The following is a 17,258-nucleotide window of genomic DNA, read 5'->3' on the forward strand; positions in this document are numbered from 1 at the left end:
CAATGCAAAGTATTAAATGGAGAAAACGAAGCACTTTTAAAGAGGCGACAAACAGTCAGATCGAAGAGGTAGAAGAAAAATTAAAAATCAAGTTCCCGACAGATTACAGAGAGTTCATTAAAGACCATAATGGATGCTCTCCTATAGATAAAAAGGTTGTTTCATTCCAAAATTCTCGAGAATCAATAAACAATTTACTGAGTATAGGAGATCCAACTCGACCAATTGATCTCCTTAGTACACTTGATAATGTTAAAGATCGGTTAGTTGATAAGATCATACCTTTTGCTACAGATGCAGGGGGAAACCTCTTTTGTTTTGATTATAGATTGTCTTCTCAAGAACCCGTAATTGTTTTTTGGGATCATGAGATCGCTAATGAAGATAAGGGAAGTTCCATTAGCTATGTTTGTGATTCATTTACAGACTTAATGGACAAGCTTGAAGAACAACATTAAGTTTTTTGACTATAGTTCTGAAATTTTCGAACATAACTCTGAGTGTCCTTGGCATTCAAGGTTCTAAAAATAGCAGAGGAATATTGATTAATGTTTAATAATTCATTTTTAGAACAGAAGGAGTTTAACTATTGATTGATCTTACAAATACCGGTCTAAGTATTATTGCATCATTGTTAACCATCATAACAATAATTATAGGGTTTGCCGCTACCAAAGAAACTCCTACTAAAATAATTCAACGAGGCAATAACAACTCTGTGCATATTGGAAAAAAGAAAATCAATATAATAAACATTTTCATGCCTAGTCAAAATCAAATAGATAAAGTCACCAATGCAAAAAGGGAGCCCGGCTCAGATAACTATTTTATGATTGTTCTTTTTTATATAGCTATCATTATCTTTGGTGCATTTTATACTAGTTACTATTATTGGTTTGTTGCAATTCTGTTGGCTGTCTTTATAATCCGGTTTATTAAGTGTATTCGTTTTTCAATTGCCATAAAGCTTACATCAAACTTATATGACAAAAGTAAATTCTTCATCAATTTTATCCAGCAAATAATTTTATGTGGCATTCTTCTAAGTCTGCTGTTTTTTTCAGTACCACAGGAATTACAAATAGTTGCTAATCATATAAAAGTAAATTTTGAAGGAGGCACCTCCTTTAAAATTTGGCTTATAGACTTATTTAAATACACATTCAGTATATGGAATACTACTACTTTTTATTTTTTCATTTTTAGAAGCGTAGGGATGCTGATTCTTACTCTTTTTGTATTCTATACAACAGGCAAGAATGCATTACCAATTTATAAACACAAGTCTTTCACCAGAAGAAAAGTGTTGTTTAATGAACTTTCTTCTTATATTTTTGTTATTATTCTTATTTTTTTCTCCCTCTACCCATGGATATTCATAGACCTAAAAAACAGCTTAGAACCTTTGTGGAATGAATGGGCACGCAAATAAAAAATGTCAAATTTATTAGTGTTAAGGCCCCTATAGAGGGTCTTCTCTTATTTTAATAAAGTTTTAAGTTGCTCTTTCAGTCTATAAATACCATCTCGATAAGCTCGGCATTTCAAGGAGTTATGTGTCGCGGATTGAAAAACGCGCATTGATGAAAATGTTCCATGAGTTTTACCGGGCGGAGAAAGAGAAGCGGAAAAAGTCGAAGGGGAAATGAGCGAAAAGCCGGATCTGACATCCCGGCTTTTTCTATTCAATATAAAACAATGATAACTTTCTTTCATCTTATGAAACCCAAGCAGTTATTAGGTGTTTTCTTTATCTGTACAAATACAGGTGAATCACTTAATTTATTACATATAAGTTATCCTGCAAAACTGTGCACGAAATGTCGGGCAGATACATTTCGCTCCTGTTATTCTTTTGTTAAAGGAGGTCAAATAAATGGATTCGCTTAAAAGGATGAACAGCGCATTAACGTATATTGAAGAAAACCTCACGAACGATATTGATTTCAAAGAAGCAGCAAGGCTTGCTTTCTGCTCTGAATATCATTTTAAAAGGATGTTTTCCTTCCTTACAGGTATTTCATTATCGGAATATATTCGTCGACGACGTCTTACTCTTGCAGCTTTTGAACTTAAAGACAGCAGCGTAAAGGTGATTGATCTTGCAATAAAATACGGTTATCACTCACCAGATTCTTTTGCACGAGCATTTCAAAATCTGCATGGCATAAGCCCATCAGCAGCTAAACATAATGGCCATTCACTTAAAGCTTATCCGCGAATGACCTTCCAGTTATCAATCAAAGGAGGAAATGAAATGAACTATCGCATTGAAGAAAAAAAGGCATTTCGCATCGTCGGCATTAAAAAAAGAGTCCCTATTTTATTCAAAGGCGTGAATCCTGACATTGCATCGATGTGGGAAAGTTTAGATGAAACAGCAATCAAACAACTAAAAGAGCTTTCTAATGTAGCGCCTGTAGGACTCATCAGTGCATCCACGAACTTTTCTGAAGGCCGGACAGAGGAAAACGGTGAGCTTGATCACTATATTGGCGCAGCCACAACGAAACATTGCCCAAATCACCTATCACAGCTTGAAGTCCCTGCCTCAACGTGGGCTGTATTCGAAGCAGCCGGATCATTTCCGGATGCACTGCAGGAAGTATGGGGGCGGATTTATTCTGAATGGTTTCCATCGTCACATTATGAACAAATTGAAGGCCCAGAAATCCTGTGGAATGAGCATAAAGATGTAACATCGCCATCTTTTAAAAGTGAAATTTGGATACCCATTTCAAAAAAGTAATATATCTTACAATGAAATTAGAGGAATTGAAGGTGTTAAGGAAGGGGTCTCATCCCTTCCTCTTTAAGTTACTAACCCGATCTGCAGCATTATTGATGCCATTAATCTACGAATTGAGTTTTTTAATGAGCAGAGCCGTTCTTACTGAAAATCTAAATTGAGGTGTCCTATTGCGTTTTGATGATCTGCTTCTCACCTCTTATTTTCCGCCTTAACGTCCGATCCTTTCTGCAATTGCTTCTGCAAAGTCGGACGTTGATGATTGACCGCTAAGATCTCCCATTTTGATTCCTGCCTTCACGGTTTCCCGAAGTGAGTTTTCTATTAATTCCGCTGCTTCTTTCAGCTTTTTATCACGATACTGTGTACTGAGCCATTCAAACAACATAGCAGTTGAAAGTATAATACCGATAGGATTCGCAATATTTTCCCTGCAATGTCAGGTGCCGAACCTTGAGCAGCCTGGGCCATTGCCTGCTTTCCCATTTGTATTAATTGACAGTGCAAGCCCCAAGCTGCCGACGAACTAAATGTACCGTCATTGCATCGATATGATAATCATCCACTTCAGGGTATTGTTCCGCCACTTCTCGGCACGTATTCAAAAAGAGTCCCGAGCCATGTAACCTTCTTACGGCGTTCCATCGCACTTTGAAAGGCTGCATGCGCAATACGTATAATCGCCTTTTTAGTGAAAACTCCAGTCAATACAGCCACTTCCGGGGTTACCTGCCATACATATTTCGGCCAGCGTAAAAGCCTTCCGTATTTTCACGGTAAATGACCAAATTAGCTTTCCCTGCAATACTTTTCATTCCAGGTATTGTCTTTGCCGGCGGCAATTGCTTTTCACTCAATGGTAACCAGCTTAAACGCTGGCTGGACAGGTTTCAGGGTGTATCTATTCATTGGAGTTCCGTTTCTTGCAACTTAACCAAAAACTTCCTCACGAAGAACAAATCACTTCTCTATTGTGGGATACTGCCGAAAATAAATCACTTCACAACAGAGAAACTGAAAGCGGTATAAAAAAACAGCTCCGTTAAAATGGCCGGAACCGTCTTTGACTTTTGGATTTTGCAGTTATCTCCATCCGTTAGTTTGAATTCAGATAATCCAAGACACGATCAACTCTTTCATTGACTGAGTAATCTCCTTCAATTTTTAACAATGGACAAGATAAATCTGCCATCCAATGTTCGTGTAAAGCTTTGCTTCTAACTTCCATTCCGGCATGATCATATAAAGAAGCCCACTCTAAAAATGTTTTTGATTGTTCATATTTACTGCCGCCGGCTAACACTTCGTTTCCATAACGCTGAAATTCCCTATGCCTTAATCTCTCGAGCCGTATATCCTGCGGAATCCATAAGAAGATGACAAGGTCAAAATAACTTTTTAAATCATCGCCCCAGCCGCACACTGCGCCAGAAAGAATCCATTTCTCATTTATTGTCAAGTCTTTTTCAAGCAACTTTCTTCTTTCAGGAATTTCTCTTTTTTTAGTGAATTTATCTGTCCAATAGTAATCATCAGTATCAAGATGCGTATGAGGCAAATGCTTTGATAATGCAACACCCAATGTTGAAGTTCCGACTCCGGAGGCTCCCAGTATGTGAATATTATTTTTCATCGTTCCCCCTCCTTATAAAGCAACGAAACTCCCTGTCCGCTGCACAAAGTTCTTACTATTATTTTAACATAAATCCCCAAAAACCTTTACTTTGCCAGGGGAATCCAGATGCGTGTTAAAACCATACTGCTTACGAACTTCATGGTCATTTTCAAACAGAATGATTAACTTTCTCTCCGGCCTATTTTAATATCCTCAAACACTTTCTCAAAAGTCCCGATTGGCAGTGAAAACTTGGTTGTTTTCTCGTTACGATAATTGATCATGATCTCAATTTGATTATTTTTTTGTTCAAACTCAATAAGTGCATTCTCCCATTTATCTCTGATTGAAATGATACAATTTCCATTTTTCTTTTCCTTTTTCTTATAAATGTAATTCACTTTAACTCCCCTTTCGTTGATCGAAAAAAGGTTTCGGAATAAGGAAGCTCCTCAAAAAAAGGATCAAAACTTTTATCAAGTTTGATCCTTTTCCCTTTTTAGTCATTTCTTTGCGAACGTTTATAGACATTCATGTTTACCAGCCAGCTCATAACGATGATTCCTGCAAAAAGAATGAGCATATTACTGTACAAATAAGCGGAATGATCAGCATTAACAGGCAGCAGCCTTTGATCCAGCAAGCGGATCGATAATAAACCGCCTGCAATTGCAATGCCTGTTCCCTCTGATAAAAAGCTCGTAAAATTAAGCAGACTCATTCCGGCGCCGGCTTCCTTTTGTTTCAAACTGCCAGACACAATTGTAGATATAACCGTTTTTGTGAAGGAGAGCCCCCCAAAAACAAAAACGATGATAACGGTCATGAGCCAAGGTGCCGCATCTATGAAAAAGGCAGCGATTAAAAAGCTGGAAGACATCAATACAATCCCAATGGTCAGCACATATAAAGAACCTTTCCGATCAACAAGCCATCCTCCAATGTAACCGAAGATGATGACGCTCATCGTCCCGGGAAACATAATCCCGCTTCCAATTGCCGCAGTACTTAAATGGTGAACATCTTTCATCATATAAGGAACCATAGACACAAATCCTGCTGCAGTGCCGAATATCAGGCCTCCGCAAAGGGCGCCCATCATAAACAAGACATTTTTCCCCAGTGCAGGGTCAACAAAGGGATCTTGAGTTTTCCTAATATGTTTCACAAATATCAGGAAAGCTAGAATACTGATGATCAGAAAAGACATTCTATATGACGTTGTAAACAGCAGAAAAAATACGATGCCTGCAGACATTAATATAATCCCCGCCATATCAAAGCGCCCGCTGATTCTTTCTTCCTTTTCCAGCAGTTTCATCAGGAATGGAACGGTGATAACTGTTGCTGTCGGAATAAGCAGCAAATATGACCAGTGAATATAATGAGCGATCATTCCGCCAATAGCTGGTCCGGCACCTTCCCCCATTGCCACCAGCGACCCGATCAGACCAAATGCTTTACCCCTGTTTTCTTTCGGAATATAGCGTACTACTGCAACCATCACAAGAGCCGGGAATGCGGCTGCACCAGCCCCTTGAATAAATCGGGCCAGAATGAGTACAGGAAAGACAGAGTGTCCGACAAATCCAATGATCGACCCGAAGCCATTTACCATAATTCCAAATAGGAGCAGCTTTTTGATCCCCAGCTGATCTGATAACTTTCCATACAGAGCAGTTCCGATGGAAAAGGTTAACATAAAGGCCGTGTTCACCCAGTTTGCACTCGCTGGCAGTTTATGAAAATCGTTGGCGATATCAGGTAATGATACGTTCAAAACCATTTCATTTAATGCGCTGAAAAATGACAGAACACAAAGCCAAATGAACACTTGGTTGTGCCGTAAAGCTGACTGTGAATAAGGCGTATTCACAAATTTCCCTCCATTAATGAGGGCAGACGCAGTTTATAGGGCCATTGATACGCTTCCCTCTTTTAATTGGACCCTGTTCATTTTTTTGCACTTCATACATAACTCCCCCTGCATTGATTGATATACCTTATTATAAATCCTCAAGCCGATGTTTTGAATGCTTTGCGACACACACCCGCAAATGACGAAACATCAAATACTGTTATATTTAAAATTTACAGTACCAAAAAACCGCAATTTCATTTGCTGTTGAAAAATTGGAATAAAGCATTGTATCGACCGCTCCTATGACAAAGTTATTTTTGGCATAAAAATGACAAGCTGAAACATTAATATCTTGTGTTTCAAGCATAAGACCGCATAAATGATTCTCCTTTGCCCACTCAATCACTTTATGCAATAAAGCCGTCCCGACACCATTTTTTCTATAATCTTTTGCAACGGCAATGTCTTCAATCAGTGCGTATCCATTCCAATTAGAACGAAGCTTACTCCGGCCGACACAGTCGTTCTCTGCGTAATAAAAAAAGACAACTTTATCCTCTTCTTCAATATAACTGACATCAATGTCTTCATCGTCATATTTTTTGACATAAGGCTCAGCAAATTTCTCCTCTGTATATGTCCAAACATTGTCCTCAAATGAAGGGATGATTCTCCCTGAAACTACGAAAGGTTCGTTTGGTTTATTGAAGTCTTTCATATTGAATCGCGTCATTTTAGTTATCATCATAATCACCTTTCTGCATTTATTGACCTTAATTTACATCTATTGAACTGTTGATTCGTCTGCATGTCATGGATACCGGTTTAATCACTCTAAGACTAAAACAAAAAAGATACCAACATCGATTGGTATCATCTATTCATTCGAGCCCTTACAACAATATCCTATTTCGGAGCTTCCAAACCGAATTTAATCCATTCCTCTTTTGCCGGACCGTAAATACCCGGAACAGGTAAACCTGCTTGTCTCATAAGGACAGTCATTTGTCCTCGATGATGGTTTTGATGTTGAATTAAAAACATCAAAAGTGAACCATTTGGCAATTGCTGACCAATAAAGTTGACACATTCTTGAAGTGTATCGTCAGTCCATTGCGTTTTTAACGCCTGTACAAATGCATTACTGGCTTGATGATAACTCTCAGCAATAAACCGCGCCGATGCAGGAACAGGATAATCTTCGGCCGGAGCGTGAAACGTTAAATCTGTGTTTGAGGTAATGATGTGAATGGCAGCGACAGTATGCCAAGCAATACGGCCTAAAGTCCAATGTTCTGAAGTGATTTCTTGTTTAAGTGATTCATCAGTCAGATGATTCAGCAGTTTTTGTGTCGCATCGGCTTCGAATTCCCAAGATTTCAAAAAATGGTCTAAAGTTTGAAACATAAAAATCCTCCTTATCCTTTTTTGTTTTTCTATGTATCTGCAGTTCAATTATAGTGCTCCGTTTAGTTAAAAAAGAACAAAACGATAGACAGACATTTTTAACAGAAAGCCCGAACTGACAACAACAGACAAAATATAAGAACATAACGGATACCTCTATACTTCTTTTTCTTCAATCGACAAAAAAAGGATAGCTGTTCAAACAGGATTCTTCTGTCTAATATTTTCTCTTTGCAAAAGTCCATATCGTCTTAGTGATTGAACCGGAGACAAAACAGCTCCCCGTCATCATAGCCACCAAATGAAAAATGTCGGCTCGGCACCTATTACAATAAACATAAATATCAAGGACAAAATGAATACAATAGCAACCATCATCCATACTTTTTTGAAAATGAAATATCCTAAAATCCCTAACAGAAAAGAAGCTGCCGGAAGAAAAATAAGAATGATATACGCGGGGCTCAACAGCGGGCTAATACAAACACCTCCCAATTTCAAAACGAGGCAGTTCCTACTTTTTGTCTGATATGAAGTGATTTTTTTCATCTTGATATTACACCGCTTCATTCATTTTATACATATTATACCAATACCATCGAGTCAAATATAGATATTTATTCATTTTTAACATACTTTAGGAAAATCAGGAGTGAATTAAAGTCTGAGGATAGCCCGCTTTTTCTATCCCTAGTAAGTCATGCCGCATTGATTTTAGCCCATCATTGTTTTTGCAGCGCTAATATTCTCATAATCGTGTGCATGACGCTGCTTTCCTCATTTGATTTGATGACAAAGTGCGCCGCATCTTTTATTTCGTCAATGGCATTCTTAACCGCAAAGCTGTAGGATGCCGCTTCCATCAATTCTTTGTCATTGCGGCCGTCTCCGAACGCCATTGTTTCATCAGCCGAAACCCCTAATAATCGCTGCAGTTCTTGTACTGTTGATCCTTTATGTATTCCGATATTTGATATGTCCATCCAGGTATCCTCTGATGCTACGATATATAATTGGTGAAAAAATTCATGCAGCTTTTCTCTCGTTTCCGGACAGTTGGCGTCGGGGTCATGAACCGTAATCTTGATAAAATCGTCTTTTATCTCAGTAAAATCAGTTATTTTCGTTACATGTGCATAAGAGGCATTTACATATTTCATTTCACTTTCAGACAGATTTTCTTTTACGATCGCGCCTTTTTTTGTGCATGCGATAATGGTGTGCCCGCAGCTGATTTTTTCTAAAGCGCCTATAATTGACAGTCCGGCTTTATTGCTGATCAAAGATTCATATACGAACTTGCCGCTCTTTTTCATACGTGCGGCACTGTCTCCTAAAATCCAAAAATCTTTCGCGTCTTCTCCGAATAAGGCTTCCACCCTTTCACACTGTTTCCCGGTGCAGATGGCGAAAGCGACATGCTGTTCCTCCATTACTCGTTTTGTCTTTTCAAATAACGTTCTGTCAAAATCGCCTTGATTATTTAAAAATGTACCGTCTAAATCCGTAATCACTAATTTAATCATCGTTCAGCACCTCCGCAGTTAAAACGTCTTTTTCAGACAAAGGGTTTTTCACATTTGAGGATGGAATCAATCGCATTTAAGACCCCTTCTTCATTGTTTGATTGCGTGATATGCGCGGCAGCCTGTTTAATGCTTTCCTGCGCATTATCCATGGCGACCCCGTATTTCACGGCGGACACCATCTCCAGATCATTGCCGCTGTCTCCGAAGGCCGCACACTCTTCATCACCCATCCCCCATTGTTTCTGGAGAAGCTTAATCCCGCTTGCTTTATGAAGCCCCGGTATGATCAGATCTATGTCACCGTGCCCGCTTGATACAGGCGTGACGAAAGACCCGATGGCGTTTTTCAAATGGCTCAGAAGTGCGGAACAATGTTCGGCGGGAAAGCTGATGGAAAATTTTAAAATGTCATCATCGATGTTTTCAAAATGCGGCACCCTTTTTAACACATAATAATACTTACTGGCATGCAGATATTCATCTTCACCGGCCTTTTCATGAATATACGCGCTTTTTTTTCCGCAGACAATGACGTTTTTCACCTCATACTGCTCTAAAGCAAGGATCACTGCTTTTATAGTGTTTTCAGACATGCTACCCGCGAATAATTCTTCTCCGGCATTCACGACGAAAGCGCCATTCTCAGCAACGAAAGCGATTTCACTTTTGATTTCCGGAAAGAAGGATGTAAGCTGCGCATATTGGTTTCCGCTTGCTACGGCAAATTTAATCCCCCGCGATTTTAATTCACGATACTGATTCATAAAACGCTCTTTATTATATGCCATTTCATCATTCAAAAACGTTCCGTCCATATCAACCGCTATCAGTTTGATACTCATATTGTCCTCCTTTTTTCGGCCGCTTTTGTCAGAGACCCTTGAAGAGATCATGCATAAAGCGTATGAACGAATTATATCCGCAGTTGTTTTGCGCCGTAAATCATTGGCTGACGTCTTGTTTTGAATGACACAAAAAGTGATTTGTCACATAAATATAACACTATGTTTCTTTTAAAAATGATATGTTACGATTAGATGTACATTCACCATTCTCATAAAAAGGAGAATCCCCCTGCATGTTCACACACGAAATGATTGCTTCATTTAACGAGCTTGAAACTTCTTTATACAACTACATCTCCCAAAACAGCGAGAAAGTCGTCTATATGCGAATCCGTGAATTGGCAAATGAAACCCATGTATCTACGGCTTCTATTTTACGTTTCTGCAAAAAAATAAACTGTGAAGGGTTTTCGGAGTTTAAGGTGAAGCTGAAAATGTATACGGAGGCAAATAAAAAAACGATTTTAAAGAGTCCCCATCATTCCGTTGCCGAGTTTTTTGAAAGAACAGTAAGCGGAGGGATGGAAGAAAAGCTGAAGGAAGCAGCAGCCCTTGCGGCCGATGCAGAAAGCGTTATTTTTATCGGAGTGGGAAGTTCAGGAATTCTCGCCGAATACGGAGCCAGATATTTTTCGTGCTTAGGGAAACTTTCAATGTATATTAAAGATCCTTACTTTCCGGCCCATTCCCATTTCCGCCATAACAGCATAACAATCGCATTATCGGTTTCAGGTGAAGGAGATTCTACGGTGACTCATCTGAATCAGCTGAAACAAGAAGGCAGCCAGGTCATCAGTATTACAAATCATAAACATTCAACCATTGCCAAAATGTCCGATGTGAATATTTCATATTACGTGACGGAAGAATGGGTTGAAAATGCGAATGTCACCACCCAAATCCCCGCTATGTACATACTTGAATCAATGGCTCGGGAGATATACAAATTGAGAGAATAAATTCAGGAACGAAAACACTGATACACTGGAAATTCCGTCCTTTTTGTAAAAATAATAAAAAACCCTTCTCTGATGCTAGAGAAGGGTTTTGAGGATCACAGATGAGACACAATACAATTTGCATGGCCTGCCAGTTTATATTCTCCCAAACCGGAAGGCAGGAGAATATGATCTCCTTTTCTAAAGGGATATTCATGTCCGCCTGCACTCATTATTCCGTCTCCTTCGATCACGCTGACAAGAAGGAAGGGATGATGCTGGAATAGATTTGCTTCACCTTTTACAACCCACTTTTCGACTGAAAAATAAGGACATTCTATTAAAACAGCTGCCAGCAGATCATCTGTTTGTTTATATTGAACGGTCGGCCGTTCACGGACAGATGGAACGTCTATCACTTCTATACTTTTTTCCAAATGGAGCTCGCGCAGCCTGCCGTCCGCATCTTTTCTTCCGTAATCATACAATCTGTAAGTCGTATCTGAATTTTGCTGCGTCTCTAAAATAAGTGTGCCCTTTCCAATCGCGTGAACGGTGCCGCTTGGGACAAAGAAGAAATCTCCCGGCTTTACCTTAACTCTGTTCAGGAGCCCGCCCCATTCTCCGCGCTCAATCATGGATATCAGTTCTTCTTTTGTTGTTGCGTTGTGGCCGAAAATGATCTCCGCATCTTTTGCACAATCAATGATATACCAGCATTCGGTTTTTCCAAGTTCCCCGTTTTCATGCATTTTGGCAAAGTCATCATTCGGATGCACCTGAACGGACAGGTCTTGGTCCGCGTCCAAAATTTTTGTAAGAAGAGGAAAACGGTCTCCTTCAAGGTTTCCGAATAAATCTCTGTGATGCTCCCACAATTCACCGAGCGTACATCCTTTATACATGCCGTTTCGAACTGTGCTCTGTCCATTTTGATGAGCGGCGAAGGCCCAGCACTCCCCTGTCCGCTCGGACGGAATATTATAGTGAAAATCACGCAGGGCGGCGCCTCCCCAAATTCTTTCTTTGAAAACCGGATTGAAAAATATCGGTTCAGTAGACATGATCATCCCCCGCTTTATTCGATTTCTTCCAGAAGCTCATACGCCTCTTCTTTTGTCTGAACGGAGAGCAGCCTTTCCCGATAGCTGTCATCCATCAGTTTTCGGGATAACATCTGCAATATTTTCAGATGCTGATTTCCGCCGCTTTCCTTCGGTACGGCAATCATAAAAATCAGTTTTGCATCAGAACCATCAAGGCTGTTCCAGTCAACACCCGAGCGTCTTATTCCGAATGCGACACCCGGCGTTTTGACGGCTTCAGACTTTCCGTGCGGAATGGCGATATTCATACCTATCGCCGTGGTTCCCTGCTGTTCCCGGCTCAAAATGGCCTGCTTAAATCCGCTGTCAGACAGCAGCATACCTTTACGGGACATTTTCTCGATCATTTCGTCGACAATGTCATCCCTCGTTTCGCCGGATAAATGCGGTTCAATCAAGTCCGTACTGATAATGTCAGTCAGTTTTTTGATTTCGGTCATCCCGGCTTTTCGGCTGTCAGCCTGAGATGGTTCCTTTGTTTCTTTTGCCGCTGCAGCTTCATTTGGTGCGGCAGACTGCAGCACCTCGCCGGGCGCGGGGGATTTCGCCATATCTTTCTTCAGTACATTAACCAACAGAGCGGTGACAAGAGAGCCTGCTGTTACAGCGATAAAAAACATCAGTACATGATCTACTGCTCCAAGTACAGCAACGATGGGGCCGCCGTGTGCCACTCTGTCCCCCACATGGCCGACCATCGCTATCACCGAGCCGGTCATAGAACCCGCCATAATACTCGGGATCACACGAAGGGGGTCTTGGGCCGCAAATGGAATGGCCCCTTCCGTGATACCGAAAAGGCCCATCGTAAATGATGCTTTTCCCATTTCTCTTTCTGCGGCGGCGAATTTTCTTTTACCTAAAAACGTTGCAATCCCAAGCCCTATCGGCGGTATACAAATGGAAACGGCAATCGGGCCCATAATTTCATAATTTCCTTCTCCGATCATTGCCGATCCGAAAAGAAAGGCCACCTTGTTTACGGGTCCTCCCATATCAAAGGAGATCATCGCTCCTAAAATCAATGCCAGAAGAATTGAGCTCGAACCTTTCATTCCCGCAAGCCAAACTGTTAATGATGCGAAAATATGAGCGACGGGGGCGCCGATCAGAAATACAAACGCCAAACCGACGATCAGTGAGGCAAACACCGGAATAATAATGATCGGCATAATCGGCTGTATTGCTTTAGGAACTTTACATTTTTTGATTCCAAGCGCCGCATATCCCGCCAAAAATCCCGCAATGATTCCTCCGAGGAATCCTGCGCCGCTTGCACTGTCGTAAAAGCTGCCGGATGCCGCAATATATCCGCCGATCATTCCGGGGACAAGACCCGGCTTATCAGCGATACTGAACGCGATGTACCCGGCTAAAATCGGGATCATGAATGAAAAAGAAGCACTGCCGATCTGTTCAATCGTTTTCCAAAAAGACTCGTCCGGAATGACTAAGCCCTTTGGTGTTTTTTCTCCTCCAAGCGTCAATGCAACCGCTATCAATAATCCGCCGACGACAATGAAAGGAACCATAAAAGAAACGCCGTTCATTAAATGACGGTAAATCGGGTTTTGTTTTTTGCCCTGCTGACTTGCGGATTCAGCTTTTGAAGCAGATTGATAGACCGGCACTTCACCGCTAAGCGCTTTTTGAATTAATTCTTCCGGTTTGCGGATGCCTTCCTGAACCCCGACGGCCAACAGCTTTTTTCCCGCGAATCGGTCTTTGTTCACCGAACGGTCCGCCGCGATAATGATTGCGTCTGCTTCCCGGATTTCCTCTTCGGTCAGCCTATTTTCCACCCCGATTCCGCCCTGGGTTTCCACTTTGATCTCAACGCCTAATCTGCCGGCTGCTTTTTGTAAATTTTCAGCAGCCATATACGTATGGGCAATGCCGTTCGGACATGAAGTAATCGCTAACAGTTTCATATAAATCCTCCTTTGCAGTCTGAATTTCAAGATCTTGTCTCAACTTTATACTGAAATCAGCCTGTGATAAGCGCGTTTTTTTACCATAAGTTCCGGAAATAACGGCATTTTTCCCTATAAACAGAAAAAAAGCAGGGAGCCATTCCCTGCTTTTAATAGTTTAAATACGATAAAAACGTCATCACATTTTTTTCTTCCGTCAGTTTTTGAATAAATGCCGGCTGCTCGCTAAGATAGGAAAACTCACTGAATAATTGCTTTACCTTGTTTTGATCTTCGTGTTTGACGGCAAGCATAAAAACGAGCGACACCTTTTCCGTCCCCCACTCAATCGGCTCTTTTAAGGTGGCGATTGCAATGGCTGATTGTTTGATATATTTAGAGTTCGCGTGAGGGATAGCAATACCCGCCCCGATATTTGTCGCCGACATTTTTTCTCTCATTATTGCATGAATGCCATACTCTTTTTCTACATAGCCTTTTTCATACAAAGCCTGCGCCAGCTTTTCAATGACCTGATAACGGTGCTCTGTCTCTTGCTGTAAAAAAACGAGAAACGGAGTCGTATCGTTCAGCATTTTAAACGTTTTTTGCTCCCGGCGATGTGATGTATCAAGCTGTTGCATAAATGCGCTGAGCTTCTTTTCATCAGCAGACTCCAAAAGCGGTGATACGACAATATGAGGGATCGTTACATTTCCAAGCCCTATCGTAGAAATGACGAAATCTATATCTTTATGCTTTTTGATATACTCTGTCAGCTCCGCTTTTGCGATACAGTCTTTTACCGTAATGTGATGAAATTTGCGTTCAATTTTAGTCCGCAGCAATTGCGACATGCCAATGCCCATATGGCAGACGATGATCGTCCTTTTAGGGTTATGACTGCTTCGGCGCAGCCGTTCGATCGCTGCCTGAAAATGCAGCGTCAAATATGCCGCCTCTTCTTCAGGAATATAAAGATCAAATGTTTGATTGATGTCTTCTAAAACGTCAATGATAAGATGAAACAAATAAGGGTACATTTTTTTGATGTCGTGAAGCATGGGGTTTGAAACAGAGAGATCATAGCTCAGCCGCTTCAACACCGGATCGAGATGAATGTTCAATCCGTTGATCAGTTCCTGGTCTTTATGAAAATCCAGCATTTTCAGTTCTGAAACACGATTGATCAAATGCCTGACGACTTTGGAAAGCTCAGAATCTTCAAGATCAAGCTTCTTTTCTTGCTGCGATGGATAGCGGACTTTCCCGCCTATTATATGTAAAGTTAAATAGACGGCTTCTTCCTCAGGAAACCGGATGGCAAATACCGGCTCAAGCCGTTTTAAACAAGCCAGTGTCCATTCATATTCTTTCTTCTTTTTTACCGCGTCCAGCTGTCTTGCAGAAATGGCGACCGGCTGTTTCATTTTGATACGGCGGATAGTCAGCAATGTATGCAGCAGCAAACTTTCAAATGTTTCATCCGTAAAATAGATAGAATGGTTTTTTTGTAATAACTTGATTTCTTTTCTCACAAAGTCCGCTTCATAACTTAAAAACTTACTTTTTATAAATTGGCTTGTAAATTCCGCATTATCAATCAAATCTGAAATTCGCGCCAATGCTTTTCTTTTGTTTTTTTCGTCCCCTTCAATCTTTAAGCCGAGCCGCTGTTTAGAAACCAGTATGAGATCAAATCGCTTCAGCCACTCTTCAACCGCACTTACATCCTTTTTAATCGAAGCTCTGTTTACAAAATGCTGTGCGGCAATTTCTTTTGCGGAAACGGGCTTTGAATTCATTAATAAATCATAAGCGATGTGAAGTATTCTTTCTTCATCGGTCTTGTGCCTGCATGTAAAGTGCTCATTATAAATGTGCCGGCTTAACCGTGACCTTTCCTGTTCAGATATATGTAAATAGACGCCTAATCCCGGTTTGCGGATCAGCTGAGCTTGAGCATGTTCATTCAGGAAATCTTCAATCGTTTTCAAATCATTCCTGATCGTTTTTTCAGAACAGCGGACCCTGTCTGCGAAATCTTGCACAACTAAGTAGTCATCAGGTTCAGATAACAACAGATACAAAATCTTTTTCTGCCTTGAATTCATGTATTTCATCTGTTTTTCTATCCTTCCTGTCCGTTTCTGCTGGAGCAATTGTGATAGGTTAAATATACTGCGCATACGAAACCGTTTTCATTGTATAGTGAAACAAAAGAGTAAAAAGTTTTGTTTTTTACCGCAGGTTCCGGAAAAATCATGTTTTATACAGAGACAATTCACCTTTGATTGACGTCAAAACACCAACCGTTTTTAAACGATTGGTGTCGGCAGCGAAAACCTGCTGTTACAGCCAAAATGTTTCGCCAAGCGCTAATGCTTTCAGGTTTTCAGGAGGTAATGCAAGCCGATCCCACTCGCCGTGCAGTCTGCTTAATGCTTCCGGGCCTGTATCATCAGCAAGCCGGAATGCCCCGTAATGCATGGGAATGAAGCTGTCAGCCTTCAGCTCCAAAAACGCTTTCACGGCGTCTTCCGGATTGATATGTGACACTTTCATAAACCATTCGGGTTCGTATGCTCCGATCGGCATCAGAGCCGCCTTAATACGAAACCTCTCTCCGATTTCTTTAAAGCCTTCAAAATAGCCTGTATCTCCTGCAAAATAGATGGACTCGCCGTTTTTGCTTTCTATGACCCAGCCTCCCCAATGAGAGGTATCGGTATCCCAAAGCGTTCTCCGTGTCCAGTGCTGGGCCGGAACAAATGATATGTTCACCCCCCGCATCTCAAAACGATCCCACCAATTCATTTCATGAACCTTTTTGCGGCCTTTTTTGATGAACAGCTTTTTCAATCCCGCAGGCACGTAAAAATCCGGGTTTCCTCTCAGTTTTTTTATACTCGGAAAATCAAGATGGTCATAATGCCCATGTGAGATGAGCACGGCATCAATGTCAGGCAGTTCGCTCAATTCATATCCCGGCTCTGTCAGCCGTTTTTGAAAACCCATCCTCCGCGCCCATACAGGGTCGGTCATTATGTTAAGCCCCTGTATTTGGATCAGAAATGAAGAATGGCCGATCCATGTTATGGCGGTTTCCGTCCGATTGACGGCAACATCACGGACATCCCTTGTGACCGCTTTCGGAATATTCTCGCTTAAGTCTTTACTTTTTTCTCTTCGTTCTTTCATCCATTTCCACATGTCCCTGAATCCATGTTCATTCTTCACGCCATTCAAGTTTTCATATCTTTTTTTCATTATCATTCTCCCTTGAAACGTGTAT

At 41.0% G+C, this 17,258-nt stretch carries 17 protein-coding genes and 2 pseudogenes; 5 read left to right on the forward strand and 14 right to left on the reverse strand.

Features of this window, described 5'->3' with window-relative positions:
- Positions 1-2 precede the first annotated feature (2 nt).
- The 4 genes and pseudogenes from JNUCC22_RS12215 (at position 3) to JNUCC22_RS12230 (ending at position 2,749) form a co-directional block, all read left to right on the forward strand.
- Positions 3-458: an SMI1/KNR4 family protein gene (locus JNUCC22_RS12215; RefSeq protein WP_003152829.1), complete on the forward strand. Its 456-nt coding sequence runs from the start codon at positions 3-5 to the stop codon at positions 456-458.
- A gap of 131 nt (positions 459-589) precedes the next feature.
- Entirely contained in the window at positions 590-1,432 is an 843-nt protein-coding gene (locus JNUCC22_RS12220) for a hypothetical protein (RefSeq protein ID WP_216061756.1), read from the forward strand.
- A gap of 100 nt (positions 1,433-1,532) precedes the next feature.
- Positions 1,533-1,649, forward strand: a pseudogene (locus JNUCC22_RS12225) (sigma factor-like helix-turn-helix DNA-binding protein); the annotation flags it as partial.
- 227 nt (positions 1,650-1,876) lie between these two features.
- The gene (locus tag JNUCC22_RS12230; RefSeq protein WP_007408245.1) at positions 1,877-2,749 is read left to right on the forward strand and encodes an AraC family transcriptional regulator; all 873 of its coding nucleotides are present in this window, start codon (positions 1,877-1,879) and stop codon (positions 2,747-2,749) included.
- A 211-nt stretch (positions 2,750-2,960) separates the two neighbouring features.
- Here JNUCC22_RS12230 and JNUCC22_RS12235 read toward each other — a convergent pair.
- The 10 genes and pseudogenes from JNUCC22_RS12235 to JNUCC22_RS12280 all read right to left on the reverse strand — a co-directional run.
- A pseudogene (locus JNUCC22_RS12235) lies at positions 2,961-3,591 on the reverse strand (isocitrate/isopropylmalate family dehydrogenase); the annotation flags it as partial.
- Positions 3,592-3,845: 254 nt separating this feature from the next.
- Positions 3,846-4,382 (reverse strand): ATP-binding protein, encoded by a 537-nt coding sequence (locus tag JNUCC22_RS12240; protein ID WP_047935973.1) that lies wholly within the window; start codon positions 4,380-4,382, stop codon positions 3,846-3,848.
- Between the two features lie 164 nt (positions 4,383-4,546).
- Positions 4,547-4,765 (reverse strand): hypothetical protein, encoded by a 219-nt coding sequence (locus JNUCC22_RS12245; protein WP_216061757.1) that lies wholly within the window; start codon positions 4,763-4,765, stop codon positions 4,547-4,549.
- Between the two features lie 98 nt (positions 4,766-4,863).
- Positions 4,864-6,240, reverse strand: a complete 1,377-nt coding sequence (gene tet / locus JNUCC22_RS12250; RefSeq protein ID WP_216061758.1) for a Tet(L)/Tet(K)/Tet(45) family tetracycline efflux MFS transporter — start codon at positions 6,238-6,240, stop codon at positions 4,864-4,866.
- Between the two features lie 33 nt (positions 6,241-6,273).
- Entirely contained in the window at positions 6,274-6,354 is an 81-nt protein-coding gene (locus tag JNUCC22_RS19700) for a tetracycline resistance efflux system leader peptide (RefSeq protein WP_106080199.1), read from the reverse strand.
- A 94-nt stretch (positions 6,355-6,448) separates the two neighbouring features.
- Positions 6,449-6,970, reverse strand: a complete 522-nt coding sequence (gene satA / locus JNUCC22_RS12260) for a streptothricin N-acetyltransferase SatA (RefSeq protein ID WP_032870506.1) — start codon at positions 6,968-6,970, stop codon at positions 6,449-6,451.
- Between the two features lie 161 nt (positions 6,971-7,131).
- Complete coding sequence (locus tag JNUCC22_RS12265) at positions 7,132-7,632, reverse strand: DinB family protein (protein ID WP_007408241.1); 501 nt, start codon at positions 7,630-7,632, stop codon at positions 7,132-7,134.
- 288 nt (positions 7,633-7,920) lie between these two features.
- A complete protein-coding gene (locus JNUCC22_RS12270) occupies positions 7,921-8,202 on the reverse strand; it encodes a DUF2651 family protein (RefSeq protein ID WP_335536255.1) in 282 nt (93 codons plus the stop codon).
- Between the two features lie 152 nt (positions 8,203-8,354).
- Positions 8,355-9,158, reverse strand: a complete 804-nt coding sequence (locus JNUCC22_RS12275; RefSeq protein WP_108724805.1) for an HAD-IIB family hydrolase — start codon at positions 9,156-9,158, stop codon at positions 8,355-8,357.
- Between the two features lie 32 nt (positions 9,159-9,190).
- Entirely contained in the window at positions 9,191-10,003 is an 813-nt protein-coding gene (locus tag JNUCC22_RS12280) for a Cof-type HAD-IIB family hydrolase (RefSeq protein ID WP_007408238.1), read from the reverse strand.
- Between the two features lie 236 nt (positions 10,004-10,239).
- On the opposite strand from JNUCC22_RS12280, the gene JNUCC22_RS12285 reads away from it, so the two are divergent.
- Positions 10,240-10,965, forward strand: coding sequence for a MurR/RpiR family transcriptional regulator (locus JNUCC22_RS12285; protein ID WP_039063340.1), 726 nt, complete (start codon positions 10,240-10,242; stop codon positions 10,963-10,965).
- A 95-nt stretch (positions 10,966-11,060) separates the two neighbouring features.
- On the opposite strand, the gene manA is transcribed toward JNUCC22_RS12285, so the two are convergent.
- The 4 genes from manA to JNUCC22_RS12305 form a co-directional block, all read right to left on the reverse strand.
- Positions 11,061-12,008 carry a mannose-6-phosphate isomerase, class I gene (gene manA, locus JNUCC22_RS12290; protein ID WP_216061759.1) on the reverse strand — a complete coding sequence of 316 codons (948 nt, stop codon included), beginning with the start codon at positions 12,006-12,008 and terminating at the stop codon, positions 11,061-11,063.
- Positions 12,009-12,022: 14 nt separating this feature from the next.
- Positions 12,023-13,981: a fructose-specific PTS transporter subunit EIIC gene (locus JNUCC22_RS12295; RefSeq protein ID WP_216061760.1), complete on the reverse strand. Its 1,959-nt coding sequence runs from the start codon at positions 13,979-13,981 to the stop codon at positions 12,023-12,025.
- A 152-nt stretch (positions 13,982-14,133) separates the two neighbouring features.
- On the reverse strand, positions 14,134-16,086 hold the full coding sequence (locus JNUCC22_RS12300; RefSeq protein ID WP_216061761.1) for a mannose transport/utilization transcriptional regulator ManR: 1,953 nt from the start codon (positions 16,084-16,086) through the stop codon (positions 14,134-14,136).
- Positions 16,087-16,315: 229 nt separating this feature from the next.
- Positions 16,316-17,233, reverse strand: a complete 918-nt coding sequence (locus tag JNUCC22_RS12305; protein WP_216061762.1) for an MBL fold metallo-hydrolase — start codon at positions 17,231-17,233, stop codon at positions 16,316-16,318.
- Between the last annotated feature and the right edge of the window lie 25 nt (positions 17,234-17,258).

Origin of the sequence: Bacillus sp. JNUCC-22 (assembly GCF_018861275.1) — a bacterium.
Lineage (GTDB): Bacteria > Bacillota > Bacilli > Bacillales > Bacillaceae > Bacillus > Bacillus velezensis.